Origin of the sequence: Micromonospora sp. NBRC 110009 (assembly GCF_030518795.1) — a bacterium.
In the GTDB taxonomy this organism is placed as follows: Bacteria; Actinomycetota; Actinomycetes; order Mycobacteriales; family Micromonosporaceae; genus Micromonospora.
On record NZ_CP130427.1, the window covers coordinates 969,509 to 992,877 of the forward strand.

Consider the following 23,369-nt stretch of genomic DNA (forward strand, 5'->3'; position numbering starts at 1 on the left):
CAGCCGTCAACCTCGATACGAAAACGGCTCTGGCCTGGTGGAGAACCACCAGGCCAGAGCCACTATCACCGGTGCGCCGCCAGGGACTCGAACCCCGAACCCGCGGATTAAGAGTCCGCTGCTCTGCCAGTTGAGCTAGCGGCGCTCGCTGGCAACGGGGAGAAACCTTAACACGGGCCCGACCGGCCGTTTCTCCGGGCCGCCCGGACCGGCGGCCCGGACCGTCCGTCAGCGGGCGGGTAGCCCGACAGCGGCCAGGGCGACCGCGAGCCGCGGCGTCATAGATCGGACGTACGTCGAGGTCAGGTGGGAAGTGTCCCGGTAGAGGAGCACGTTGCCGATCACCGGAGCGCAGGGCCCGACCGGGCAGATCGCGTCGAACAGGTCGATCATCGGTACCCCGGTGCCGGGAACAGCGGCCCGCTGGGTCTGATACCCCCGGTCGGCGTCGTGTCGGCCGCGGTCGAAGGCACACGACGACAGGTGGCTCCGGTTCTGGTCGACGCACTTGTAGACGCTGAGCCCAGGATCCGGGTTGTTGGCGATCACTATGACCTTCGTGCCGACCGCCGCGAGCGTCCGCCACGACCTGTGCATCCCGGCGACCATCGCGTCGACCGACTGCTTTCCGTCGCCGTCGAGGGCCGTCGCCGCGTACTGGGAGGTGACCACGTAGTCGGGACGGTCCGCGACCAGCTTGGTGAGCAGCGAATTGTTCCACTCGGTGCACGACGGATAGCGCTTCTTGGTGTCGATGACGAGGTGGTCGGCCGACGAGAGCGGACAGTTCGACTTGATGTAGACGGTGAGCTTCCAGTGGTTCCGCGTGGCCAGCACCTGGAAGGCCGGCAACCACTGCTCGATCTTGGAGTCGCCGGCGAGCACGACCTCGGTGGCCGAGTTCCGGTCCCCGTACGTGCACGACAGCACCGTCGCGGACATCTGGTCCTGATGGCACTTGTCCTGGTAGGTGTCCGGCAGGTCGCGCTTCGCCTTCAACGGGTCCGGAGTGATGAACGGGACCTGGTCGGTCACCCGGCCGCGCGGATCGTTGAGGGGGTTCGCGGCGAGCACCGCCGCGCCCGGCGCCGTCCGCGGGGCGGCCGCGCCACCGCTCGCCGTCGAGAACAGGACGAGCAGCGCGAGACCGGCGCTGACGCCGACGAGGGTGAAGTTGGCGCCGAGGCTGAGGGCGAGCCGTGGCGAGCGGGAGACCGCCGCCGAGTATCGCAGCGGGTTCTCCACCAGCCGGTACGTGATCCAGGCGGGGATGACCGAGGCGGCCGTGATCGCCAGGCCCCGGGTGACCGACAGGCCGTGCCAGTGCGCGGTCGCGATCACCAGCAGCGGCCAGTGCCACAGATAGAGCGAGTAGGACAGGTCGCCGACCCAGCGGAACGGCCGGGTGCCGAGCAGCGCGACCGGCCCGGCCCGACCGGCGCTTGCGCCCGCCGCGAGCACGGCCGCGGCGCCGAGCGTCGGCAGCGCCGCGGCGTAGCCCGGCCACGCCGTGCCCGCGGTGACGAGCAGGCCGGCGGTCACCACGGCGGCGAGTCCGAGCCAGCCGCTCACGACGGCGGCGCCGCGCGGCATGCGCGCCCATCTCGACCCGACGAGTGCGATGCCGGCACCGATCGCGAGTTCCCACATCCGGGTCGTGGACATGAAGAACGCCTGTGCCGGCGAGGACTTCGTCTCGGAGATCGACCAGGCGAACGACGGCAGCGCGACGACGAGCAGGCCGACCCAGAGGATCGGCGTGACGCCCCGACGGAGCAGCCGGGCCGCGAGGATGGCCGCGAGGATCAGCAACGGCCAGACGATGTAGAACTGCTCCTCCACGGCGAGCGACCAGAAGTGCTGCACCGGCGACGGCTGCGCATCCTGCGCCAGGTAGTCGACCGCCCGATCCGCCAGGCGCCAGTTCACGACGTACGTGGCCGCGCCGACGATGTCCCCGCCGATCTCCTGCCAGCTGGTTCTCGGAACGAACCGCCACACGAGTGCCGCGGTCACCACGAGGACGACCGCCGCCGCCGGCAGGATCCGTTTCGCGCGGCGGGCGTAGAAGGCCGACAGCGAGATGCGGCCGGTGCGCTCGATCTCCTTGACCAGCTGCCCGGTGATCAGGAACCCGGAGATGACGAAGAAGACGTCCACGCCGACGAATCCGCCGGGCAGCCACGGCAGGCCGGCGTGGTAGAGCAGGACCAGCCCGACGGCGACCGCGCGCAGGCCGGCGACGTCTCCACGGAACGAGTTGCCGGTGGGCTGCTCCCGCGTCGCGCGCCGCAGGCCGGGGCGCCAGCGCGGCCTCGGCGTACGGATCGACGTAGGCTGCTCGGCGCCATGGCCCGAGCCGGAGCCGGCAAGTGTCGGCTGCGCCAGTGTCATGCAGGTCCTCTCGCGCCGTGGATCCGGGGAACCATAGCCCCGGAGGCGCACCCGCCGGCGTCCGGGTCGGAAAAGCGGTCAGGCCCGGTCCATGAGGACCAGGCCTGAGGTGTTACTGCTGGTGCGCCGCCAGGGACTCGAACCCCGAACCCGCGGATTAAGAGTCCGCTGCTCTGCCAGTTGAGCTAGCGGCGCTCGCTGGCAACGGGGAGAACATTAGCACGGCTCTTGACCCGGGTTCCAATCCGATCCCCGGCTCCCCTCTTCGGGCGAGCTTAAGGGACAAAGCCGCCAAACTTCCCATTTCCCTAGGCCAGGGGCCGGAGGTGAGGGCAGGGATGCGGCACGATGTGCGCCAGGCATGCGAGAACGGGGTGGGCATGGGCAGGTTCGCGCGGGCCGGGGCGATGGTGGGCGCCCTGGTCCTCACAGCGTCGCTGGCACTGACCGGCTGCGGGGACGACCACAAGAAGCCGACGTTCGTGGCCGGGGGGCAAGCGGGCCAACCCACCCCGAGCGCGTCGGCGGGCACCACGGGTGACCCGGCCCAGCCGGCCCCTGCGCCGCTGCGGGTGAGCCCGGCCGACGGGTCGTCCGGGCGGCCGGTCAGCACCGAGATCAGCGCGGGCATCCCCGGCGGCAAGGTGTCGAAGGTCGTCCTCACCGCCGCGAACGGCAGGTCGGTCCCGGGTCGGCTGCGCCTGGACGGCTCGTCCTGGGTGCCGTCCGCCCCGCTGAAGTACGCCACCCGCTACACCGCCACCGTCAGCGGGACCGACCAGGACGGCCAGACCCACCAGGGCACCAGCACCTTCACCACGATGGCCAGGCCGAAGTCGATGATCGGCTCGGGGCTCTACCTGTTCAGCGGCAAGACGTACGGCGTGGCGATGCCGGTGGTGGCCGAGTTCTCGCCGGGCATCCCGAAGAAGGACCGGGCCGCGGTGCAGAAGCGGATGTTCGTGCAGACCGACCCGCCGCAGCCGGGTGCCTGGCACTGGCTCGCCAACGGCACCCAGGCCTATTACCGGGCGCCGGAGTACTGGAAGCCCGGCACCACCATCACGGTGCGGCTGGCCCTGGCCGGCATCCCGCTGAGCAACGGCCGCTACGGCAACGTCGACCGGAGCGCGACCGCCAAGATCGGCCGCTCCTTCGAGATGAAGGTCGACAACGCGACCAAGCAGATGACCGTGTACGAGAACGGCGCCGTGATCCGCACCCTGCCGGTCAGTCTCGGCAAGAAGAGCACCCCGTCCTCCAGCGGCACCATGGTGGTGATGGAGAAGAAGGAGTCGACGGTCTTCGACACCCGGGACGAGCCGGACCCGAACAACCAGTACGTCACCGAGATCGACTTCGCCCAGCGGATCACCTGGGGTGGCGAGTACATCCATGCCGCACCCTGGTCGGAGGGGGTGCAGGGGCGCCGCAACGTCTCGCACGGCTGCGTGAACGTCTCGATGGCCGACGGCCGGTGGCTCTTCGGTCGGACTCTGGTCGGGGACCCGATCACCGTCCGCGGCACCGAGCGGAAACTCGCGCCGGGGAACGGCTGGACGGCGTGGAGCATGAGCTGGTCGCAGTTCGTCGCCGGCAGTGCCCTGCCGGTGCCTGAGGGTGGCGCCGGACCGGCCTTCTGAACCCGGCGGACCGCGGCCTCCGGGGATCTCGGGACACGGTTCGCCCAGGTCACGGCGGACGGAGTAGGGTCCAGCCGCTCCACACAGCGCGGCAAGGTACCAGAATCGTTACATCGCAGGCGGGTGTTTCGGTTCACTTCCGGCAACGGGTATTCGTCTCCGTGCGTCTGTAGGGAACGATGGGACCGGGGACCACGACTGTGAGGGAATCATGCGAGCTAGCCAGGACGAGCTGATCCGGCCCGGGGCCGCCCGGCGCGGCGGGGGGCGCCGCGTGTTCGCGGCCGCGGTGCTCGCCGCCGTGATGGCCCTGACCACCGCCTGCACCGGTGGTGGCGGCGGCGACAAGGGGTCGAGCTGGCAGGGTGGCGGGGAGAGCGCCCCGAAGGCGGCGGCCACCATCACCGAGCCCAGCGCCGACGCCAAGGACGTGCCCGCCTCCACCGCCATCACCTTCACCACGAAGGAGGCGAAGGAGACCACCGTCGAGCTCAAGGACTCCGCCGGCAAGGCCGTCGAGGGTGAGCTCGCCGAGGACGGGAAGAGCTGGCTGCCCGCGGGTGCCCTGGAGTACGGCGAGACGTACACCGCGACGGTGACGGCGACCGGCGACGACGACAAGCCGGCGACGGCGACCAGCACCTTCACCACCATGGCCAAGCCGGCCAAGCAGATCCGGATCAGCAGCTTCCTCGGCGACAACCAGGTCGTCGGGGTGGGCATGCCGCTGATCGTGCGGTTCAGCCGGGCCATCCCCGAGGACTACCGCGACGACGTCCAGCGGCGGATGACGGTCACCGCCAAGCCAGCCCAGGAGGGCATCTGGCACTGGGTGAGCCCGACCGAGGTGCACTACCGGCCGAAGGTGTTCTGGAAGGCCAACAGCACGGTGACCTACCGGGTGCAGGCCGGCGGCCTCCCGCTCGGCGACGACTGGTACGGCCGCTCCGACCTCACCGTCGACATCAAGATCGGCCCGTCGTTCGTGATGACCGTGGAGAACCGCACCAAGACGATGACGGTGACCAAGGACGGCCGGGTGATCAAGAAGATCCTGGTGAGCCTCGGCAAGAAGAGCACCCCGTCGTCCAGCGGCACCATGGTGGTGATCGAGAAGCTCCGCCACACGGTCTTCGACACCATGGAGGAGCTGGGCCCGGAGGAGGGCTACCGCACCGAGATCGACTACGCCCAGCGGCTCACCTGGGGTGGCGAGTTCATCCACGCCGCCCCCTGGTCGGAAGGCGTGCAGGGCAAGGTGAACGTCTCGCACGGCTGCGTGAACGTCTCGATGAAGGACGGCAACTGGCTCTTCGCCAACACCCGGATGGGCGACCCGATCACGGTGAAGGGCACCGAGCGCAGGCTCCAGAACGGCAACGGCTGGACCGACTGGAACATGAGCTGGGACGAGTACGTCAAGGGCAGCGCCCTCCCGTACGAGCCGCCGGCGCCGCCGAGCGACGAGGCCAGCCCGGGCACGACCGACGAGCCGAGCGTCGAGCCGACCCCCTGACCCGCGCGTACCCGTCAGGAGCCCTCTTCCCGGAGAGGGCTCCTGCCGTTTCTGCCCCGGATATGCCGGAAGCCCCCTCCCGAGGGAGGGGGCTTCCGTGACTGGGGTGACTGATGGGAATTGAACCCACGACAACCGGGACCACAACCCGGTGCTCTGCCAACTGAGCTACAGCCACCATGCTCTCCGCGCCGGTCGACCCGGGCGGGGCGCGGACTAATAATAGCCACACCCCTGCCGGCCGCGTCCACCGGGTTCGGGCCCGGCCGCCCCGCGGGCTCAGAGCTGGGCGGCGATCGCCTTGGCGCTCTCCACGTCCGGGCCGGGCAGCGGGACGAAGATCGTCCGCCGGTAGTACTCCAGCTCCCGGATGCTCTCCCGGATGTCGGCGAGGGCCCGGTGGGCCAGCCCCTTCTGCGGCTGCCCGAAGTACACCCGCGGATACCAGCGGCGGCAGAGTTCCTTGATCGACGAGACGTCGATCATGCGGTAGTGCAGGTGCGCGTCGAGGCGCGGCATGTCCCGGGCGATGAAGCCCCGGTCGGTGGCGATCGAGTTGCCGCACAGCGGCGCGGTGCGCGGGTCCTTGACGTGGGTGGCGACGTAGTCGAGCACCATGTCCTCGGCCTCGGCGAGGCTGACCGTGGAGCGGCGGACCTCGTCGGTGAGCCCGGACTTGGCGTGCATGGTGCGCACGATCTCCGGCATCCCGTCCAGCGCCGCCTCGTCGGCGTGGATGACCACGTCGACGCCCTCACCGAGCACGTTCAGATCGGGGTCGGTGACGAGCGCGGCGACCTCGATCAGCGCGTCCCGGCCGAGGTCCAACCCGGTCATCTCACAGTCGATCCAGACGAGAAGATCAGCCACCGGACCAGACTACGCGCCGCCGACCCACCCGCGCCTCGGCACCATGGCCCGGGTGGACCGTTAGGGTTTCCCCCGTGCCCGCCGAACCCGTCGCACCGCCCGCCGTCACCGAGGACGACCCGGGCGGCCGCGCGGCCCGTCGGCTCGTCACGGTGGTGGCGCTCCTGGCGGTGCTGCCGGTGCTCTACTGGCCGGGACGGGTCCACAACTTCTTCGATCTGAAGATTTACATGCGGGCGATGGACTGGTGGGCGGCCGGGAACCCGCTCTACGACTACATGCAGCCCGACCGGGTGCAGGGCGCGCTCTACTTCACCTACCCGCCGTTCGCGGCGCTGCTGCTGCGGCCGTTCGCCCTGCTGCCGCTGGGCGCCACCGTGGTGATCTTCACGGGGCTGACCGTGCTCGGCGTGGTGGTGACGACGCGCTGGCTGGTGACGCCGATGGTCCAGCGGCACGACCTGCCCCGGCTCTTCACGCTCACGGTCGCCGTGGTGCTGGTCTTCGCGGTGGAGAGCACCCGGGAGACCATCACCTTCGGTCAGATCAACATGCTGCTGGTGGTGCTGATCCTCGCCGACCTGCTGTTCGCCGTACCCGGGGAGCGGCGCTGGGCCGGGGTGGGCGTGGGGCTGGCGACGGCGCTGAAGCTCTTTCCCGGCATCTTCATCCTCTACCTGCTGGCCACCCGGCGCTGGCGGGCGGCGGTGGTCGCGTCGGCGACCGCGACGGTCGCGACCCTGCTGGCCGCGGCGGCCGCGCCGGCCGACTCGTGGCGGTTCTGGACGCACGAGCTGTGGGCGACGGACCGGGTGGGACGGACCGACTACACCGGAAACCAGTCGCTGTTCGGCCTGCTCAGCCGTCTCACCGCGCCGGAGAAGCCCAGCCAGCTGCCCTGGCTGCTGCTGGTCCTGGCGGTCACCGCGTACGGGCTGTGGCGGGCGGCCCGGGCCGCGCGGGCCGGCGACCCGCTGGCCGGGCTCACCCTGACCGGCCTGGTCGGCGGGCTGGTCAGCCCGATCACCTGGACCCACCATCTGTACTGGTTCATCCCGGCGGTGGTGGTGCTGGTCGACGCCACCCTGGACGCCGACCCGCGCACGGTGTCCGGCGCCCGCCGGCGCCGCTGGCTGCTCGCCGTCGCGGTCGGCACCGCGTTCGTGATCATCTACGGGGTGGTGACCTTCCTGGACTGGGGTGTCGCTCCGGCGCGGACGGACAACCTCGGTGAGTTCGTCGCCCGGAACGCGTACGTGCTGCTCAGCCTGTTGTTGCTGGTGGCGCTGCCAACTCGGCGGGCCAGGAAGGACAGGCCTGCCGCACCCTGAAACTTGCACCAAATGGACAGAACTCGCGACCGCGTTTGTTCGGCGCTAATCTGGACCCAACTACCTCAAGTTTCTCCCAGGTAGCACCGATCCCCCGGTGACGGTGGCCCTCCGTGTCGGCAGCGCGGAGGGCCACCGGCCGTTCGGCGGGAGGTCAGCCGTCCGCGTCCCCTGGCGAGGCCGGTCGCGCCGCACCGTCCACCCCCGACGGACGGGGTGTCTCGGCGGTCGTGGCCGGCGGCCACGACCACGCCGGACCGCCGGGCAGGTCGGCCAGGGTCTCCGGGCGGCGCCTGGGCACCGGCCCGATCGCCGCCCGGGCGCGCTCGGCGTGCACCGTGCCCACGGCGACCAGTTGCCGCTCGGGCAGGGGCGACCGCTCCGGCCGCGCCCCCAGCCCACTGAGCGAGCTCACCCCGAGCCGGCCGGCGAGCACCGGCACCTGGTCCGGCTCGACGACAAAGACCACCTCGCGCGGCCGCACCGGCCGCAGCAGCACCACCACGGCGAGGGCGACCAGCAGCAAGCCGCCGGCGAGCAGCGCCCAGGCCGCGCCCGGGAACCACCCGACCCGCAGCTGCGCCCGCAGCTCCAGGGCCAGGTCGGCCCGCCCGTCCGGCCGCATCACCACCAGGCTCAGCGACCGGTCGGCCAGCTCGGCCGGGCTCCACTCCAGCGCGCCGATCCCCTCGCGTACCCAGAAGTCCTGATCGAGCGGGGCAGCGGTGGCGGTGCCGGCGACGGCCGGGCCGGCCGGCTGCAGGCGCACCGGCAGCGGGCCGCGCGCGAGGGCCACCCGGTCGACGGTGGCGTGCGGGGTCGCGGCCAGCCAGCGTCCCACCTGGTCGGTGGGGGCCAGGCCGAGGAAGGCCGGGCCATCGGCGGTGCGCGCGGTCAGCCGCAGCCGGGCCTGCCCGGTCCGGGTGAAGGGCGCCTCGGCGCGGAGCAGGCGGTCCACGTCGGTGACCACCACGGCCTGCCCCGGGGTACGGACCGTCTCGAAGCGGGCGCCGAAGCTGCCGTCCGGGTCGGCGTGCCGGGCGGCGGCCCAGAGGCCGACGCCGGTCAGCAGCACTGGAATCCCCACGATCAAGAGCAGCATGCCGGCGATCGTTCGCACGAACCGCATTCGCGTCGTCCCCCTCGGTAGCCAATTACCCGGCCGACCTTACCGACGCGAACCGCCCAATCACCGGATATCCACGGCAAGCATCTGGCGGGACCGCAGAACGCACGCCGGCCCGCCGGAAGATCCGACGGGCCGGCGACTTCGAAGCGGGTCAGGACTTCGGCGTGGGCTCCCGGCGGGTGCGCAGGAAGGCCAGCCCGCCGAGGATCAGGCCGGCCAGGCCGGCGACCAGGCCGGCCAGCCCGAACGCGGTGGCGGCGCCGGAGTCGGAGTCGTCGTCACCGCCCGACGCGGCCGGCGCGGCGCTCGCGACGGGCGACGCGGACGCCGAGGCGGCGGTCAGGGTGAGCACCGGCGCCGGGTTCTCCGGCTCCTCCGCGCCCGGCGTCGGCTCCTCGATCCAGCGCGACACGTTGCCGTCCGAGTAGGTCTGGAGGACCTTGAACACCATCTTGTCGACCTGCGGCAGCGGCCCCATCGACACCGGGAACTCCTGGAACTCGCCCGGCTTGACCCCGCCACCGGCCGTCGCGGTCCAGGTCAGCTTCGACACCGCCTCGGTGAGCTGGCTGCCGTGCACCTCGATCGGCGGGTCCACCTTGCGCTTCTCCACCGCGACCGTCCACCCGGCCACCGGCTTGGTGGAGACCGATCCGAGCGGCGCGTTCTCCGGCAACACCACCTCCACCTTGGTGGTCGACGCCGTGTCGCTCTCGTTCGGCACCCGGAAGTCGAACCGGCCGTAGCCGCCCTGGGTCGCCTCCTTCGGGTTGATCGTGACGTGCGCCGAGGCGGCACCCGCGAGGCCGAACACGGCCGTGGCGACGGCGGCGAGCGTGAGCGCGGCAGCGGTTGCCGGGCGCCGGAATCGGATCATGGGTCGGAGAGCCTTCCGTTACTTGACGGGCACGGTGGCGGTCACCGTGGCCTGGTCGATGTCGGACGTGCGGACGGTGAAGCGGAGCTGCCACTGCCCCGCCGCCGGCAGGTTGATCTCGCCGGTGGCGTGGTTGTCGGTCAGCGGCAGCAGCGGGATCTCGATCGGCTCGATGCCGGCCGACGGCAGCGCGGCCGTGGCCTTCCACTCCTTGACCGGCTGCGGCCGGTTGTCCTTCGTGTACGCGTAGAGGTGCAGCGAGTTGTTGCCGCGCTCCGCCGGGTCGATCTCCACCTGCAACGAGTAGATCGGGCTGGACAGCGTGGTGGAGAAGTAGCCGGCGGGCGCACCAGCCACGTTGGCGGAGGCGGTCCGCGCGGGTGTGGTCTGCACCAGGTTGGCCGTGACGCCGAGCACCACCGCGGTGATCGCGAGCTCCGCGATCACCGCTCGGCGCATCGTCCCCGGCCGGCCCGCGGCAGCCCGCCGCCGCACCAGCGACCTGGAGTACGCGGCCACCCCGATCACCAGCGCGAACAGCACGATCTTGGCGAGCAGCAGCTGACCGTACGTGGTGTCGATCAGCGCCTTCGGGGTGGCCACCTCGATCAACCCCTGCACGGTGCCGGCGAGCAGCAGCGCCGCCACCGCCAGGGCCGCCCAGCGGGACCAGATCGGCAGGATCGCATCCAGCTCCCGCTCGTTGGCCCGGCGCAGCAGGAAGGCCGCGAGCATCACCAGGCCGCCCAGCCAGACGGCCATGCTGCCCAGGTGCACCGCGTCCACCACGACCGAGACCGCCGGCGCCGGGGAGGCCGCCGGGTGGCCGGCCAGCGGCCAGGTGAACAGCGTCGCCCCGCCGAGGATGGCCAGGATGATCCCGTCGGTGCGGCCCGGCGGCCCGGCGAAGAGCGGCCGGAGCAGGAACGCCGCCGCGGCGAGCAGACCCAGCCGGACCAGGTGCGCGGTGCCGTACGCGCTGCCGAGCACGTCGCCGAGACCGGCGCCGGTCGCCTCGAACAGGCCGCCGCCGTTGGTGTAGGGCACCTGCAACCACAGCTCGGCGAGGGTGGCCACGGCCAGCACGCCCAGGCCGGACCAGGCCAGCCGGGCCGGCCCGCGCCGGGACAGCCGGCGCGGCCAGAGCGCGGCCAGCACCAGGGCCGGGCCGACCAGCAACAGCAGGCCCAGGTAGCCGAGGTACTTCGCCACCTTGACCGCGTTCTCCACCACCGGGTCGGCCCGGGTGTCCGTGCCGGTGTCGCTCGGCGGGGTCGACGGCGCGCCCACCGAGTAGGTGAACGCCCCGGAGACCGGGTGGCTGTCGGCGGAGATCACCCGGTAGCTCACCAGGTAGGTGCCGCGCGCGCCGGAGGAGTCCACCGGGATCGTCACCACCGCGCCCTTGAACGTCGGCTCACCCCGGTCGGCCCGGGAGCCGTCGGGGGCGATCACCCGGATCTTGCCGGGGACCTTGCGGACCCCCTCGCTGAAGGTCAGCACCACCTCGGCGGGCGCGTTCGGCACCACGGCGGAGGCGGTCGGGCTGGTGCTCACCAGCACCGCGTGGGCGCTGGCCGGGGTGGCCGGGGCGAGCAGCAGCGCGACGAGCGTGACCAGCAGGCCGGCGGCGGTACCCAGCCGGGCGGCCCAGCGACGGTCGGCGACGGCCCGTCGGTCGGCCCGACGATCGGCGGCGGCCCCGGGCCGGCGGTGTACGGCAGCAGTCATGACCATCATGCTTCCCGAACCGCCCCGCGAACGGCGACCCGGCCTCATCCGCGTCCCGGGCGGGACGGGGTGGGCAGCGGGCGCGGGAGCTCCCCGCCGGCCCGGCCCGGGGCCGAGAGCCGGCTGGCCGGCGCCACCGCGGCCAGCTGAGCCGGCTCGTCGCACGTCATGCCCGGGTAGTCGGCGGGCGGGCGGAAAAAGTTCCCGGCGTGGCCCGGGTCATGGAATGGGCCGAAGGACCCTGTCCGGCACAGCTACCCCGCGTAACCTCGGGTGACGTGATCCCCGCCCCGCGCGACACCGGCGCCGACCGCCCCGATGCGGGGCACGACGCTGCGCGGGACCCGGCGACCCACTGGGCGCTGACCGCCCGCGCCGGCGACCCGGCCGCCCAGGCCGCCTTCGTCCGGGCCACCCAGACCGAGGTGTGGCGCTTCGCCGCCGCCCTGGTCGACCCGGACAGCGCGGACGACCTGACCCAGGAGACGTACCTGCGGGCGTTCCGGGCGCTGCCCGGGTTCGAGGGGCGGTCGAGCGCGCGGACCTGGCTGCTCGGCATCGCCCGGCGGGCCTGCGCCGACCACCTGCGCACCGTGATCCGCCGGCGGCGACTCGACGAACGGCTCGCCGCGCAGGCGGCCACCGACCACCCCTACCCCGACCCGGCCGGACAGCTCGGCGCCACCGACCTGGTCCGCCGGCTCCCCGCCGACCGGCGCGCCGCGTTCGTGCTCACCCAGCTGCTCGGCCTGTCGTACGCCGAGGCCGCGGCGGTGGAGGGGGTGCCGGTCGGCACCATCCGCTCCCGGGTCGCCCGGGCCCGCGGCGACCTGGTCGACGCCGCCGGCGACGCGCTGACCGGATGACGATGGAACCTTTCGCGGAGCCCACCCGACAAATGACCGTGAGCACACCTCGGATCCCCGCCGCCCGCTGGGTCACCCTCCGGCCCTGGCTGAGCGTCGCCGCGCGGCTCGGGCTGGCCGCCGTCTGGTTGGTCGCCGGCGGCAGCAAGGTCGGCGACCTCGGCGCCTCCGGCCGGGCGGTCAACGCCTACCAGCTGATGCCCTACGACGTGGCGGCCGTGATCGGCGCGGCGCTGCCCTTCGTGGAGCTGGCGCTCGGCGTACTCCTGCTCCTCGGGCTCGCCACCCGGATGGCCGCCGGCGTCTCCACGGCGCTGCTGGTGGTCTTCATCACCGGCATCGCCTCGGCCTGGGCGCGCGGCCTGGCCATCGACTGCGGGTGCTTCGGCAGCGGCGGCCAGCTCGCCGCCGGCCAGGCCCCGAGCTACCTCCCGGAGATCCTCCGGGACCTGGGATTCCTGGTACTGGCCGGATTCCTGCTGAGCCGGCCCCGCACCCCGTTCTCGCTGGACGGCTGGCTGGCGGGCGAACCATCCGTGGAGGGCGAGGATGAGTAGTCGCAAGGGACAGAAGAACGCGGCCCGGGTGGTCCGCCAGCAGATCGCCCGGGAGAAGCGGCGCACCCGCACGATCATCACCTCGATCGCCGCGGTGGTGGTGCTGGTGATCGCCGGCCTGATCGGCTGGGCCGTGTACTCCAGCCAGAAGTCGACGACCTACACCGCTCCGACCGGCGCCAACCACACCGGCACCGGCATCCTCATCGGCCAGGGCAAGGTCACCGTCGACCTGTACGAGGACTATCTCTGCCCGGTGTGCAAGCAGTTCCAGGAGACCAGCGGGCCGACCATCAACCAGTTGATCACGGACGGCAAGGTGCAGGTGGTCTTCCACCCGGTCGCCTTCCTGAACCGCTTCTCCACCACCGAGTACTCCACCCGCGCCTCGGCCGCCTCCGGCTGCGCCGCCCAGGGTGGCAAGTTCAAGGAGTTCACCGACCAGCTCTTCGCGAAGCAGCCGCCGGAGAACAGCGCCGGGCTCAGCGACGACGAGCTGATCGACATCGGCGCGGGCGTCGGGCTGAACCGGGACGACTTCGGCTCCTGCGTCAAGGACGGCACCTACAAGTCGTGGACCGCGCACGTCACCGACGAGGCCAGCAAGGCCGGCGTCACCGGCACCCCGACCATCAAGGTCAACGGCCAGGACCTCCAGGACCGCAGCCCCGACGGGATCAAGGCGGCGGTGGAGGCGGCCGGCAAGTGATCCGCGTACCGCTGCGGCGGGTGGGGCTGGTCGTCACCGCCGCGCTCGCCGCCCTCCTCGCCCCCGCCACCCCGGCCGCCGCGCACGGCGCGGACGCCCCCGACGGCACCAACTACCGGGCCGAGACCAGCGCGGTCAGCCCCGCCCGACCGGGCCTCACCGCCCGGATGGTCGAGGCGGGCGCCCGGTTGGAGCTGACCAACACCACCGGCCAGGACGTCGAGGTGCTCGGCTACTCCGGGGAGCCCTACCTGCGGATCGGCCCGGGCGGGGTGTACGAGAACACCCGCTCCCCCGCCACCTACCTGAACCGGACCATCGCCGGCGACACCCAGCTCTCCCCCGAGGCCGATCCGGCGGCCACGCCGGTCTGGCGGCGCATCTCCGACGGCCCGTCGGCCCGCTGGCACGACCAGCGGACGCTCTGGCGGGAATCCGGCCCGCCGCCGCAGGTCAGCGCCGACCCGAGCCGGGAGCAGCGGATCCGCGACTGGGTGGTGCCGCTGCGCGCCGGGGATCGGACGATCGAGGTACGCGGCACCCTGGACTGGGTGCCGCCGCCGGACCCGTACCCGTGGTGGGTGGCCGCCACGCTCGGCTTCCTGCTGATCGGCGCGGCCGGGCTGGTCCCGGCCGGCACGGCGACCGGCGTCCGAGCGCTGCGCGGGGTCGGCGCCCTGCTCGCCCTCGGCGGGCTGGCCACCGTGGCGTTCACCGTCGGCCGGGCCCTGGACGCCGGCGCCGAGGGCGTCGGCGGGCTGCTGCTCGGGCTGCTCACCGGGCAGCCCTGGGCGCTGCTCACCGGGCTCGGCGCACTCGCCGCCGGCGGGTACGCGCTGACCCGCCGGGGGGCGGCCGACTTCGCGCTCGCCCTGGCCGGGGCCTGCCTGGTGCTCTTCGCCGGGGTGGCGAACCTCGCCGTGCTGTCCCGCTCGGTGGTCCCGGTCTCCTGGCCGGCCGGCCTCGCCCGGATCCTGGTCACCCTGGCCCTGGCCACCGGCGCCGGCGCGGTCGCCGCCGGCCTCCTCCGCCTGCACACCGCCGCCCGCACCGCCCACACCGCCCACCCCACCCCCGTTCCCCGCTGACCCCCGGCCCCGCCAGCCCTCGTCGATCTTGCAGTTGCGGCCCGTGGTTGGCGGCGTTCGCCCTTTTTGCCCGGGCAGGAAGTGCAAGATCGCGGCGGGCGGGCGGGCGGGTCAGGGACGGGGGGCGAAGCCGTAGGGGAGTTCGAGGCGGTGGGCGGTCAGGAGGGGCTCGTCGGTGAGGATGTCGAGGGTGGGGGCGTCGGCGACGACGCGGCCGGCGTCGAGGATCACCGAGCGGGTGCAGAGCTCCGCCGCGTACGGCAGGTCGTGGGTGACCATCAGCAGGGTCACCGGCAGGCCGCGCAGGATCTCCGCCAGCTCCCGCCGGGCGGCCGGGTCGAGGTTCGACGACGGCTCGTCGAGGACCAGGATCTCCGGGTGCATGGCGAGCACGGTGGCCACCGCCACCCGGCGCCGCTGGCCGAAGGAGAGGTGGTGCGGCGCCCGGTCCCGGTGCTCGCTCATCCCGACCGCGGCCAGCGCCTCGTCCACCCGGGCGGCCAGCTCCGCCCCGCGCAGCCCCAGGTTCGCCGGCCCGAACGCGACGTCCTCGGCCACGGTCGGCAGGAAGAGCTGGTCGTCGGGATCCTGGAAGACGATGCCCACCCGGCGGCGGATCTCCGCGAGGGTCTCCCGGTCCCGGCTGACCGTCAGGCCGCCGACGCTGACCGTCCCCTCGGTCGGGGTGAGGATGCCGTTGAGGTGCAGCACCAGCGTCGTCTTGCCGGCGCCGTTCGGCCCGAGCAGCGCCACCCGGTCGCCACGCGGCACGGTCAGGTCCACCCCGTGCAGGGCCACGTGACCGTCCGGGTACGCGTACCGGACGCCACGCACGTCCAGGGAGGGCGGGGTCTGCACGTACCCGATCATGTCAGGACGAGCGCGACGGCGGCGATGGTGGCCGCGATCGCCGGCACCGTCGCGGCGACGGCCCACTGCCCGGCGGTGGCCGCGCCCGCGCCCTGCCACACCGCCGGCATCCGGCCGGTGTAGCCGCGCGACACCATGGCCAGGTAGACCCGCTCGCCGCGCTCGAAGGCGCGCAGGAAGAGCGCACCCACCCCGGCGGCGAACCCGCGCAGCTGCCAGAGGAAGCGCGGGTCGTCACCCCGGGACACCCGGGCCACCCGCATCCGCCGGGCCTCCCCGACCAGCACGTCCAGGTAGCGCAGCATGAAGGTGGCGATCTGGGTGAGCACCTGCGGGCAGCGCAGCCGGTCCAGGCCGACGATCAGGTCCCGCGTCGTCGTGGTCGCCGCCAGCAGCAGCGACGCGAGCACCCCGAGCGTGCCCTTGGCCAGGATGTTCCACGCGCCGTGCAGCCCGTCCACCGAGAGGCTCGCCCCGGCCACGTCGACCCGCTCGCCGGTGCCGAAGAACGGCAGCGCGAACGCGAAGAGCAAGAACGGCAGCTCGATCAGCGCCCGACTGAGCAGCCAGCGCGGCCCGACCCGGGCCAGCGCGGCCACCACCGCTACCAGCAGGGCGTACCCGCCGAAGGCCCAGTACGCCTCGCGGGGCGTGGCCACCACCGCGACGGTGAACAACACCATCGCGGCGATCTTGACCTCCGGCGCGAGGCGGTGCACCGGGGAGGTGGACTCGCGGTAGAGCACGTGCGCGTGCCCGGCACCCATCGGCCGCCGCCCCCTCAGCGGACGCCGGCGGGGCGCGCCGCCGGCTCGTCGGCGGCGTCGCCCGTCCCGGACGGGGTGCCCCGGCGGCGGGTCAGCCAGAACAGGCCGCCGCCGAGGGCGAAGGTGATCAACACGCCGAGCACCCCGGAGAGCCCGGTGGAGAGGAAGCCGTTGCTGACGCCACGGACGCCGTAGTCGGCCAGCGGGCTGTCGGCCAGCTCGTGGTGCCGGGCCTGCTGGGCCGGGCAGCTCCCGCCGGTGATCTCGCCCTCGGCGTTCACCGTGCAGCCCTTGAGCAGCGACGAGTCCAGCCCGTCCGGGTGGGACGAGGCGTAGTTGCTGACCACGCCGGCCAGCAGCAGGGCGACCAGCAGGCCGCCGAGGAGGAAGGGCCAGGACCGCCTGCTCATCGGGCACCTCCGGCGACCGGGACGACGGGAGCCGGCGTGGCCGGCTTCAGGGCGCGCAGCGCGTACACCAGGTCGGGGCGGACCTTCGCGACGGTGACCACGGTGGTCGCGGTGATCAGGCCCTCGCCGATGCCGATCAGCAGGTGGACGCCGGCCATCGTGCCGGCCAGCCCGGTCAGGTTGCCGCCCAGGTCGGTGGTGCCGCCCAGCCAGTACTCCAGGACGAAGCCCTGGCTGGCGACCACCACGCTGACCAGGGCGGAGACGAAGGCGGTGACGGCGAGACCGGTCGAGGTACGTGGCAGCACCCGCAGCAGCAGCGCGATCAGCAGGTAGCCGGCGGCGGTGCCGAGCAGCGCCATGTTGGTGATGTTGAGACCGAGCATGGCCACCCCGCCGTCCCCGAAGATCAGGGCCTGCACGATCAGGACCACGGCGACGCAGAGCGCCCCCACCCAGGGGCCGACCAGCAGCGCGGCGAGCGCGCCGCCGAGCAGGTGTCCGCTGACCCCGGCGGTGAAGATCGGGAAGTTGAGCATCTGCACGGCGAAGATGAAGGCGGCGACCAGGCCCGCCATCGGCGCCAGCCGGTCGTCGAGGTCGCGGCGCCCGCGCAGCACGCAGAAGGTGAGCGCGGCGAGCGCGAGCGCCGCGAAGATCGCGGCGACGGGACCGTCGATGATCCCGTTCGAGATGTGCATCGCCAGGGTTTCCACGCGGTGAGCTTATTGGCGGGTGGTCGTTGTTGCCAATCCCTTGCAACAAGCCATGGTGATCATCACCCGGATGGTGCGTCGCCTTCGGCCGCGCCCCGCCCGGCGGCGGTATCGTCACGCCATGACCGACCGCCTCAGCCCCGGCGACGCCGCCCCCGAATTCACCCTCCCCACCGACAGCGGCGGGACCCTCTCCCTGGCCGACCTGCGCGGCCGCAAGGTCATCCTGTACGCCTACCCGGCCGCCATGACGCCCGGCTGCACCAAGCAGGCCTGCGACTTCCGCGACTCGCTCGCCTCGCTCCAGGCCGCCGGCTACGAGGTGGTGGGCATCTCCCCCGACAAGCCGGAGAAGCTCGCCAAGTTCCGCGACCGGGACGCCATCACCTTCCCGCTGGTCGCCGACACCGACAAGGCCGTGCTGACCGCGTACGGCGCGTACGGCGAGAAGCAGATGTACGGCCGGACCGTCACCGGCGTGATCCGCTCGACCTTCGTCGTCGACGAGGACGGGAAGATCGAGCGGGCGCTCTACAACGTCAAGGCCACCGGGCACGTCGCCAAGCTGCGCCGGGACCTCGGCCTCGACTGAGCCTGTCGTACGCCGCCGCTACCCTCCGCGCGTGGTTCGGTACCGATACTCCCCGGAGGCGCTGGCGGCAGCGGCGGCGCAGGCCCGGAGCGTCACCGAGGTCATGCGGCTGCTCGGCGTGCGGATCAGCGGCGGCTCGCACGCCCACATCAGCCGGCAGCTCAAGCGCTTCGGCATCGACACCTCGCACTTCACCCGCAGCGCCCACAACAAGGGCCAGCCGAGCGCGCGGCGGACCACCTCCTCGCAGTTGCTCGTACGGCTGCCCGTCGGCTCCCGACGCACGCCCGGCACCCGGCTGAATTGGGCACTGCGCGACATCGGCGCGCCGGAGGAGTGCGAGGAGTGTCGCGTCGGCCCCGATCTGGCGCGGCCGCCCGCTGACCCTGCACGTCGACCACGTGAACGGTGACTTTCTCGACAACCGGCCGCCCAATCTGCGGATCCTCTGCCCGAACTGTCACAGCCAGACCGACACCTACGCGGGTCGTAACCGCAGCGGTGGACCGCCCGTCGATCCGGCCCCGCCGACCGTCCCACCGGCGCCACTGACTCTGCGGGAGGCGGAGGAGCTCATCAGGCAGGTCGACCTGGGTGCCCTCGGTCCCAGCGAGGCCGCCCGCCAGATCGGCTGTCACCGCAACCACATCGCGCGGCTTCGGGCACGCCTCGCAGCTCGGGGTACCCTCGCCCCCGCGCCCCGACCGGCCCGCCGACCGGTTCTCGAACAGACCGTCATCAGTTACGCCCGCACCAACCCGGAACTCGGCCCGCGCAAGCTCGCCGAACTCATCCGGACCGTCCGGCGGGGAATGTGCGGTCAGCCACGGCACCGTGTCGAACATTCTGCGGCGGGCGGGACTGCAGACCGTCGCGGCACGACGCTCTAGACTCAGCACGTCCGCGGGAGTGGCGTAATCGGCAGGCGCGATAGGTTTAGGTCCTATTGTCCGAAAGGACGTGGGGGTTCGACTCCCCTCTCCCGCACCAACGATGGTGTCGTGTGGATCACGAAGGTGGGTTCACGCCACGCCGTTCCCTCAGGATGGCGGGCGTGAGTCTGCGTTTCGTCCTCGACCCCGATCTGACCCCCGAGCTGCGCGAGCAGATCGTCTCCCTCTGGGTGGACGTCACCAACGCCGGCGGAGCGGTCGGCTTCGTCGCCCCGGTAACCGTGGCCGACGTCCGTCCCGTGGCCGAGGCGACCTTCGCCGAGATCGCCGACGGGTCGGACCGGCTGCTGGTGGGCTACGAGGGGGACCGCCCGGTCGGCGTCCTGATCATCGCGGACCATCGGTTCCACCTGAAGACCCACTGGCGGGTGCTCAAGCGGGTGATGGTCCACCCGGACACCCAGGGCCGGGGGTACGGCGCCGCGCTGATGCGCGAGGCCGAGCGGATCGGCCGGGAGCTGGGCCTGGCCGCGCTGCACGTCACCGTCCGCGGCGGTCTCGGGCTGGAGTCGTTCTACGACCGGCTCGGGTACCGGGAGGTGGGGCGGCTGCCCCGCGCGCTGCGTCTCGCCCCCGGCGACGACCGGGACGAGATCTTCATGTGGCTCGACCTGGCGGCTCCGGCCGCCTGACCGCCCGCGCGGACGAGACCCTCACCAGGCGACGCCGATGCCGTCCCCGGGGTACCAGTGCCGGGCGGGGGTCTCCCGGTAGGCGAGGAACCGGCGGCCGGTCCGTTCGGCGTGCTCGGCGAGGACGTTGGTGGCGGTGACGTTGTCGGTGAGGAGCATCGCCCCGGTGGAGAGCTTGCCCTCGATCGCCTCGAACTCGCTCCGCTCGTGTACGCGGCTGTGGTCGCTGTCGTGCAGGAAGAGGTCGACCGGACGGTCCAGCGCGTTGATCGAGGCGACCGAGTCGCCGATGACCAGGTCGACCACCTCGGCCCAGGGGGTGGCGCGGGCCAGGTAGCCGGCCTCGGGATTGATGTCGAGGGAGGTGAGCCGGCCGGGGTGGCCCTCGGCGGCGTTGCGCAGCAGGGCGGCGGCCAGGACGACGCTGCCGAGCCCCTTGTCCACGCCGGTCTCGACGACGTGGGCGGGCTTGCGGGCGCGGATGATCGCGTACCAGCCGATCCGACGGGCGTACTGGACCTGCCGGTCGGCCAGGCCGCGGCGGGAGGCGGTGGCGGTGGCGGTCTCGATGTGTCCGCGCAGCTTGTCGTCGCCCTCGATCTCGGCGAACCAGCCGCGCACCTGCCGGACCGGGACGTCGCAGACGACGCTGACGAACCAGGCCAGGTGGTGTCGGCTGAGCTTGGTCAGGTCGTACGTGTAGTTGTGGTGCTCCCGGGAGGTGAGCAGCCAGCGGGCGGAGGTGCGCAGCACGCGGGCGTCGTGCCGGGCGACCCGGGCCAACCGCTTGGGGAAGGCGGCGACCGGCGCGAACGGGGTGCGGGCGATGGCCCGCCGGAGCTTCGTTGCATCCACCTGTGCGGTTGTACCAGCTCAGCGCTGCCACCGGCGAGGAAAGTTTTGATTCCCCGACCGGCTGGCCGGAGCTGACCGGCCGGACGAGGGTCCCCGCGCCGAAACCCGAGTCAGTAGCATCGCGGACATGTCAGATCGCCACCAGCTCGCCGACCGCGACACCCGCTTCCCGATGTCTGAAGTGGAGTACGGCGAAGCTGAGGAGAACGTCACACCGGCTCCGCGTCGCCGCCGGGGCCGGCGGATCGCCCTGATCGTGCTGCTGGTGGTGGTGCTGCTCACCGGCGGTGGCCTCCTGGCCGGCGGCCTCTACTACCGCTCGGTCAACTCCTCGATCGAGCGGGTCGACGCCTTCAACGACGTGCCGGAGGAGTCCCGGCCGCAGGTCGTGGCCAAGGGCGCCATGAACATCATGATCCTGGGGAGCGACTCGCGCGACCCGGAGAACACCGGGGGTTCCCGGAGCGACACCATCATCCTGGCCCACCTGCCCAAGGACCGGTCGAGCGCCCAGCTCATCTCGATCCCGCGGGACACCTGGGTGCCGGTGCCGCGGTCCAAGAACGGCCAGCACGGCGGCCGGGATGCGAAGATCAACGCGTCGTACGCCTGGGGCGGCGTGCCGCTGATGGTGCAGACGGTGGAGCAGTTCACCGGCGTCCGCATCGACCACGTGACGATGGTCGACTTCTCCGGCTTCAAGGAGATCGTCGACGCCCTGGGTGGCATCGACATCGACGTCGAGCAGAGCTTCACCTCGACCCACTCGCTGAACCCGGACGGCCGGCGGGAGTTCGTCAAGGGCCGGCAGACCATGGACGGGGCCGCCGCGCTGGACTACGCCCGGGAACGCTACGCCTTCGCCAACGGCGACTTCACCCGGATCAAGCACCAGCAGCAGGTGATCAAGGCGATCCTCGACAAGGCCGCGTCCGGCGGCACGCTGAGCAGCCCCACCAAGCTGAACTCCTTCGTCAGGGCCACGGCGAACTCGGTGTCCGTCGACAAGTCGATGTCCCTCGTGGACCTGGCCATGGAGCTGCGCCACCTGCGCAGCGGAAACCTGGGGTTCTACACCTGCCCGGTGAAGGGGACCGGCCGGGTCGGCACCGAGAGCGTGGTGTTCGCGGACACGGCGAAGGCCAAGGTGCTGTTCGACGCGGTCCGTCGTGACGCGGTCGCGGAAATCCTTTCCGCCGGAAAGTAGGACCCGGCAGTGCCGTGCCGGTTCTGTTGGCGCGGCCGACCCGCTCGTATCCTTCGATCGCCCGGGGCCTGCTTCATGTGGGCCCCGGGCTGTCACGGGGGAGGATCGACATGTCAGGCCAATCGGCGACCAGAGACCCTGCGCAGCTCGACGAGGCAGCGCCGCAGCCGGTGCCGGCGCCGCTTGCGGGGAGCGACGAGCCCCTGCTCGCGGTGGTGCCGGCCGTCCAACTGTCGGGCGAGCCCGCGGCCGCGGTGCCGGCCCGACCCGGTCTCGACACGACCGCGGTGCTGCCGTACGCCAGCTCCCGGGCCTCGAAGCGGACCCGCGGGCTGCGGGCCTGGATGCTGACGGTTCCGGTCGACGTCGCGGCGCTGCTCGCGCCGCTGCTGCTGACCCAGAACTACTGGCGCGGGACCCTGGCCAACGCCACCCTCGCGGTGGCCGTCTTCGCCACCGGCGGGCTCTACCGGGCCCGTCGTCACCTCAGCATCCTGGACGAGCTGCCGAGCCTCGGCGGGCGGCTGCTGGCCTGCGGCGCGGTGGTGGCCATCATCGCGGCCTACCGCCACGAGTCGGTGCCGTACGTCAGCGGGTTCATGCACGGCGTTGCGATCTCCGCGGCGCTGGTGATCATCGGCCGGGGGTGCACCCGGAAGTTCATCGTCTTCGCGCGCCGGCACCGCTGGCTGGAGCACAACGCCATCGTCGTCGGCGGCGGCCCGATCGGCGCCGAGCTGGCCCGCCTGCTCCGCCGCTACCCCCAGTACGGGCTGCGGTTCGTCGGCTGCGTCGACGTGGCGTCCCGGCAGGAGCCCGGCGGGCTGCCACTGATCGGCACCATCGACGACCTGGAGCAGCTCGTCCGGCTGCTGAACTGCGACGTCCTGGTCATCGCCGACCCCGACTGTCCCGAGTCGACGCTGATGGAGTTCCTCCTCCGTCCGGTCAGCTCGCGCTGCGACCTCTGGGCGGTCCCCCGGCTCTGGGGCTCCCGCTCCCACGGCGGCTACCCCGACCACGTCGGGGCGATTCCGATCGTGCAGATCGGCGACACCACGCTGACCGGGCCGCGGTGGGCCATCAAGCGCGCCTCCGACGTCGTTCTCGCCACCCTGGCGCTCCTCCTGTTGAGCCCAGTGCTGCTGCTCTGCGTGATCGCGACGTTCCTCGACGGCGGCCGCGGCGTCTTCTTTCACCAGGAGCGGATCGGCCGGTACGGCAAGCCGTTCCAGGTGATCAAGTTCCGGTCGATGCGCCCGGTGGACGAGCACGAGTCGCAGACCAACTGGTCCATCGCGCACGACCGGCGGGTCGGGCCGATCGGCCGGTTCATGCGCCGTACGTCGCTGGACGAACTGCCGCAGCTCTGGAACATCCTGCGCGGGGAGATGAGCGTGGTCGGTCCCCGGCCGGAGCGGCCGTACTTCGTGGAGAAGTTCTCCGCCGAGTACCCGAACTACGCCATGCGTCACCGGGTGCCGGTCGGCCTGACCGGGCTGGCGCAGGTCAGTGGCCTGCGGGGCGACACGCCCATCTCCGATCGGGCCCGGTTCGACAACTACTACGTCGAGAACTGGTCGCTCTGGCTGGACATCAAGGTCGTGCTGCGTACGGTCGCGGAGGTGTTCCGCGGCGGCGGTCGTTGACCGGACC

At 72.3% G+C, this 23,369-nt stretch carries 22 protein-coding genes and 4 tRNA genes; 13 read left to right on the forward strand and 13 right to left on the reverse strand.

From position 1 onward, the window contains the following. Positions 1–72: 72 nt before the first annotated feature. The 3 genes from Q2K19_RS04535 to Q2K19_RS04545 all read right to left on the reverse strand — a co-directional run bounded on the left by Q2K19_RS04535 (position 73) and on the right by Q2K19_RS04545 (position 2,589). Positions 73–145, reverse strand: a tRNA-Lys gene (locus tag Q2K19_RS04535). 83 nt (positions 146–228) lie between these two features. Then, entirely contained in the window at positions 229–2,394 is a 2,166-nt protein-coding gene (locus tag Q2K19_RS04540) for an acyltransferase family protein (protein WP_302767917.1), read from the reverse strand. 119 nt (positions 2,395–2,513) lie between these two features. Continuing rightward, positions 2,514–2,589 (reverse strand) — tRNA-Lys (locus Q2K19_RS04545). A gap of 185 nt (positions 2,590–2,774) precedes the next feature. Between Q2K19_RS04545 and Q2K19_RS04550 the strand changes: the two genes are divergently transcribed. Both Q2K19_RS04550 and Q2K19_RS04555 read left to right on the forward strand, forming a co-directional pair. Further along, a complete protein-coding gene (locus Q2K19_RS04550; protein WP_302772273.1) occupies positions 2,775–4,037 on the forward strand; it encodes a L,D-transpeptidase in 1,263 nt (420 codons plus the stop codon). A gap of 211 nt (positions 4,038–4,248) precedes the next feature. Beyond that, on the forward strand, positions 4,249–5,553 hold the full coding sequence (locus tag Q2K19_RS04555; protein ID WP_302767918.1) for a L,D-transpeptidase: 1,305 nt from the start codon (positions 4,249–4,251) through the stop codon (positions 5,551–5,553). A 102-nt stretch (positions 5,554–5,655) separates the two neighbouring features. Here Q2K19_RS04555 and Q2K19_RS04560 read toward each other — a convergent pair. Both Q2K19_RS04560 and orn read right to left on the reverse strand, forming a co-directional pair. Continuing rightward, positions 5,656–5,731: transfer RNA gene (locus Q2K19_RS04560), tRNA-His, on the reverse strand. A 101-nt stretch (positions 5,732–5,832) separates the two neighbouring features. Next, positions 5,833–6,390: an oligoribonuclease gene (gene orn, locus Q2K19_RS04565; RefSeq protein ID WP_302772274.1), complete on the reverse strand. Its 558-nt coding sequence runs from the start codon at positions 6,388–6,390 to the stop codon at positions 5,833–5,835. A gap of 107 nt (positions 6,391–6,497) precedes the next feature. Between orn and Q2K19_RS04570 the strand changes: the two genes are divergently transcribed. Beyond that, positions 6,498–7,754: a glycosyltransferase 87 family protein gene (locus tag Q2K19_RS04570; RefSeq protein WP_302767919.1), complete on the forward strand. Its 1,257-nt coding sequence runs from the start codon at positions 6,498–6,500 to the stop codon at positions 7,752–7,754. Between the two features lie 154 nt (positions 7,755–7,908). On the opposite strand, the gene Q2K19_RS33490 is transcribed toward Q2K19_RS04570, so the two are convergent. The 3 genes from Q2K19_RS33490 to Q2K19_RS04585 all read right to left on the reverse strand — a co-directional run bounded on the left by Q2K19_RS33490 (position 7,909) and on the right by Q2K19_RS04585 (position 11,491). Then, the gene (locus Q2K19_RS33490; RefSeq protein WP_446839691.1) at positions 7,909–8,856 is read right to left on the reverse strand and encodes a hypothetical protein; all 948 of its coding nucleotides are present in this window, start codon (positions 8,854–8,856) and stop codon (positions 7,909–7,911) included. A gap of 178 nt (positions 8,857–9,034) precedes the next feature. Beyond that, positions 9,035–9,760 (reverse strand): YcnI family copper-binding membrane protein, encoded by a 726-nt coding sequence (locus Q2K19_RS04580; RefSeq protein ID WP_302767920.1) that lies wholly within the window; start codon positions 9,758–9,760, stop codon positions 9,035–9,037. An 18-nt stretch (positions 9,761–9,778) separates the two neighbouring features. Next, positions 9,779–11,491, reverse strand: coding sequence for a copper resistance CopC/CopD family protein (locus Q2K19_RS04585; RefSeq protein ID WP_302767921.1), 1,713 nt, complete (start codon positions 11,489–11,491; stop codon positions 9,779–9,781). 278 nt (positions 11,492–11,769) lie between these two features. On the opposite strand from Q2K19_RS04585, the gene Q2K19_RS04590 reads away from it, so the two are divergent. From Q2K19_RS04590 to Q2K19_RS04605, 4 genes are read left to right on the forward strand one after another with little or no spacing between them, the layout of a single operon-like run. Further along, positions 11,770–12,357, forward strand: a complete 588-nt coding sequence (locus Q2K19_RS04590) for a sigma-70 family RNA polymerase sigma factor (RefSeq protein WP_302767922.1) — start codon at positions 11,770–11,772, stop codon at positions 12,355–12,357. Positions 12,358–12,395: 38 nt separating this feature from the next. Continuing rightward, positions 12,396–12,914, forward strand: coding sequence for a MauE/DoxX family redox-associated membrane protein (locus tag Q2K19_RS04595; protein ID WP_446839690.1), 519 nt, complete (start codon positions 12,396–12,398; stop codon positions 12,912–12,914). After that, positions 12,907–13,623 carry a DsbA family protein gene (locus Q2K19_RS04600; protein ID WP_302767923.1) on the forward strand — a complete coding sequence of 239 codons (717 nt, stop codon included), beginning with the start codon at positions 12,907–12,909 and terminating at the stop codon, positions 13,621–13,623. The genes Q2K19_RS04595 and Q2K19_RS04600 overlap by 8 nt, the downstream gene beginning before the upstream one ends. Then, complete coding sequence (locus tag Q2K19_RS04605; RefSeq protein WP_302767924.1) at positions 13,620–14,711, forward strand: hypothetical protein; 1,092 nt, start codon at positions 13,620–13,622, stop codon at positions 14,709–14,711. The genes Q2K19_RS04600 and Q2K19_RS04605 overlap by 4 nt, the downstream gene beginning before the upstream one ends. A gap of 111 nt (positions 14,712–14,822) precedes the next feature. On the opposite strand, the gene Q2K19_RS04610 is transcribed toward Q2K19_RS04605, so the two are convergent. From Q2K19_RS04610 to Q2K19_RS04625, 4 genes are read right to left on the reverse strand one after another with little or no spacing between them, the layout of a single operon-like run. Beyond that, positions 14,823–15,581 carry an energy-coupling factor ABC transporter ATP-binding protein gene (locus Q2K19_RS04610; protein ID WP_302767925.1) on the reverse strand — a complete coding sequence of 253 codons (759 nt, stop codon included), beginning with the start codon at positions 15,579–15,581 and terminating at the stop codon, positions 14,823–14,825. Then, positions 15,578–16,348, reverse strand: coding sequence for a cobalt ECF transporter T component CbiQ (gene cbiQ, locus Q2K19_RS04615; RefSeq protein ID WP_302767926.1), 771 nt, complete (start codon positions 16,346–16,348; stop codon positions 15,578–15,580). Before cbiQ ends, Q2K19_RS04610 begins: the two co-directional genes overlap by 4 nt. A gap of 14 nt (positions 16,349–16,362) precedes the next feature. Further along, on the reverse strand, positions 16,363–16,758 hold the full coding sequence (locus Q2K19_RS04620) for a PDGLE domain-containing protein (protein ID WP_302767927.1): 396 nt from the start codon (positions 16,756–16,758) through the stop codon (positions 16,363–16,365). After that, positions 16,755–17,474: an energy-coupling factor ABC transporter permease gene (locus tag Q2K19_RS04625; RefSeq protein WP_302767928.1), complete on the reverse strand. Its 720-nt coding sequence runs from the start codon at positions 17,472–17,474 to the stop codon at positions 16,755–16,757. Before Q2K19_RS04625 ends, Q2K19_RS04620 begins: the two co-directional genes overlap by 4 nt. A 121-nt stretch (positions 17,475–17,595) precedes the next feature. Between Q2K19_RS04625 and bcp the strand changes: the two genes are divergently transcribed. The 4 genes from bcp to Q2K19_RS04645 all read left to right on the forward strand — a co-directional run bounded on the left by bcp (position 17,596) and on the right by Q2K19_RS04645 (position 19,651). After that, the gene (gene bcp / locus Q2K19_RS04630) at positions 17,596–18,066 is read left to right on the forward strand and encodes a thioredoxin-dependent thiol peroxidase (RefSeq protein ID WP_302767929.1); all 471 of its coding nucleotides are present in this window, start codon (positions 17,596–17,598) and stop codon (positions 18,064–18,066) included. A gap of 31 nt (positions 18,067–18,097) precedes the next feature. Next, positions 18,098–18,478 (forward strand): hypothetical protein, encoded by a 381-nt coding sequence (locus Q2K19_RS04635; RefSeq protein ID WP_302767930.1) that lies wholly within the window; start codon positions 18,098–18,100, stop codon positions 18,476–18,478. A 491-nt stretch (positions 18,479–18,969) separates the two neighbouring features. Next, positions 18,970–19,056, forward strand: a tRNA-Leu gene (locus Q2K19_RS04640). A gap of 64 nt (positions 19,057–19,120) precedes the next feature. Then, positions 19,121–19,651: a GNAT family N-acetyltransferase gene (locus Q2K19_RS04645; RefSeq protein WP_302767931.1), complete on the forward strand. Its 531-nt coding sequence runs from the start codon at positions 19,121–19,123 to the stop codon at positions 19,649–19,651. Between the two features lie 21 nt (positions 19,652–19,672). On the opposite strand, the gene Q2K19_RS04650 is transcribed toward Q2K19_RS04645, so the two are convergent. Beyond that, complete coding sequence (locus Q2K19_RS04650; RefSeq protein WP_302767932.1) at positions 19,673–20,506, reverse strand: CmcI family methyltransferase; 834 nt, start codon at positions 20,504–20,506, stop codon at positions 19,673–19,675. Positions 20,507–20,633: 127 nt separating this feature from the next. Here Q2K19_RS04650 and Q2K19_RS04655 point away from each other — a divergent pair, with 127 nt between their 5' ends. Both Q2K19_RS04655 and Q2K19_RS04660 read left to right on the forward strand, forming a co-directional pair. Beyond that, on the forward strand, positions 20,634–21,713 hold the full coding sequence (locus Q2K19_RS04655) for an LCP family protein (protein WP_302767933.1): 1,080 nt from the start codon (positions 20,634–20,636) through the stop codon (positions 21,711–21,713). A 110-nt stretch (positions 21,714–21,823) separates the two neighbouring features. Next, entirely contained in the window at positions 21,824–23,362 is a 1,539-nt protein-coding gene (locus tag Q2K19_RS04660) for a sugar transferase (RefSeq protein WP_302767934.1), read from the forward strand. Positions 23,363–23,369 lie beyond the last annotated feature (7 nt).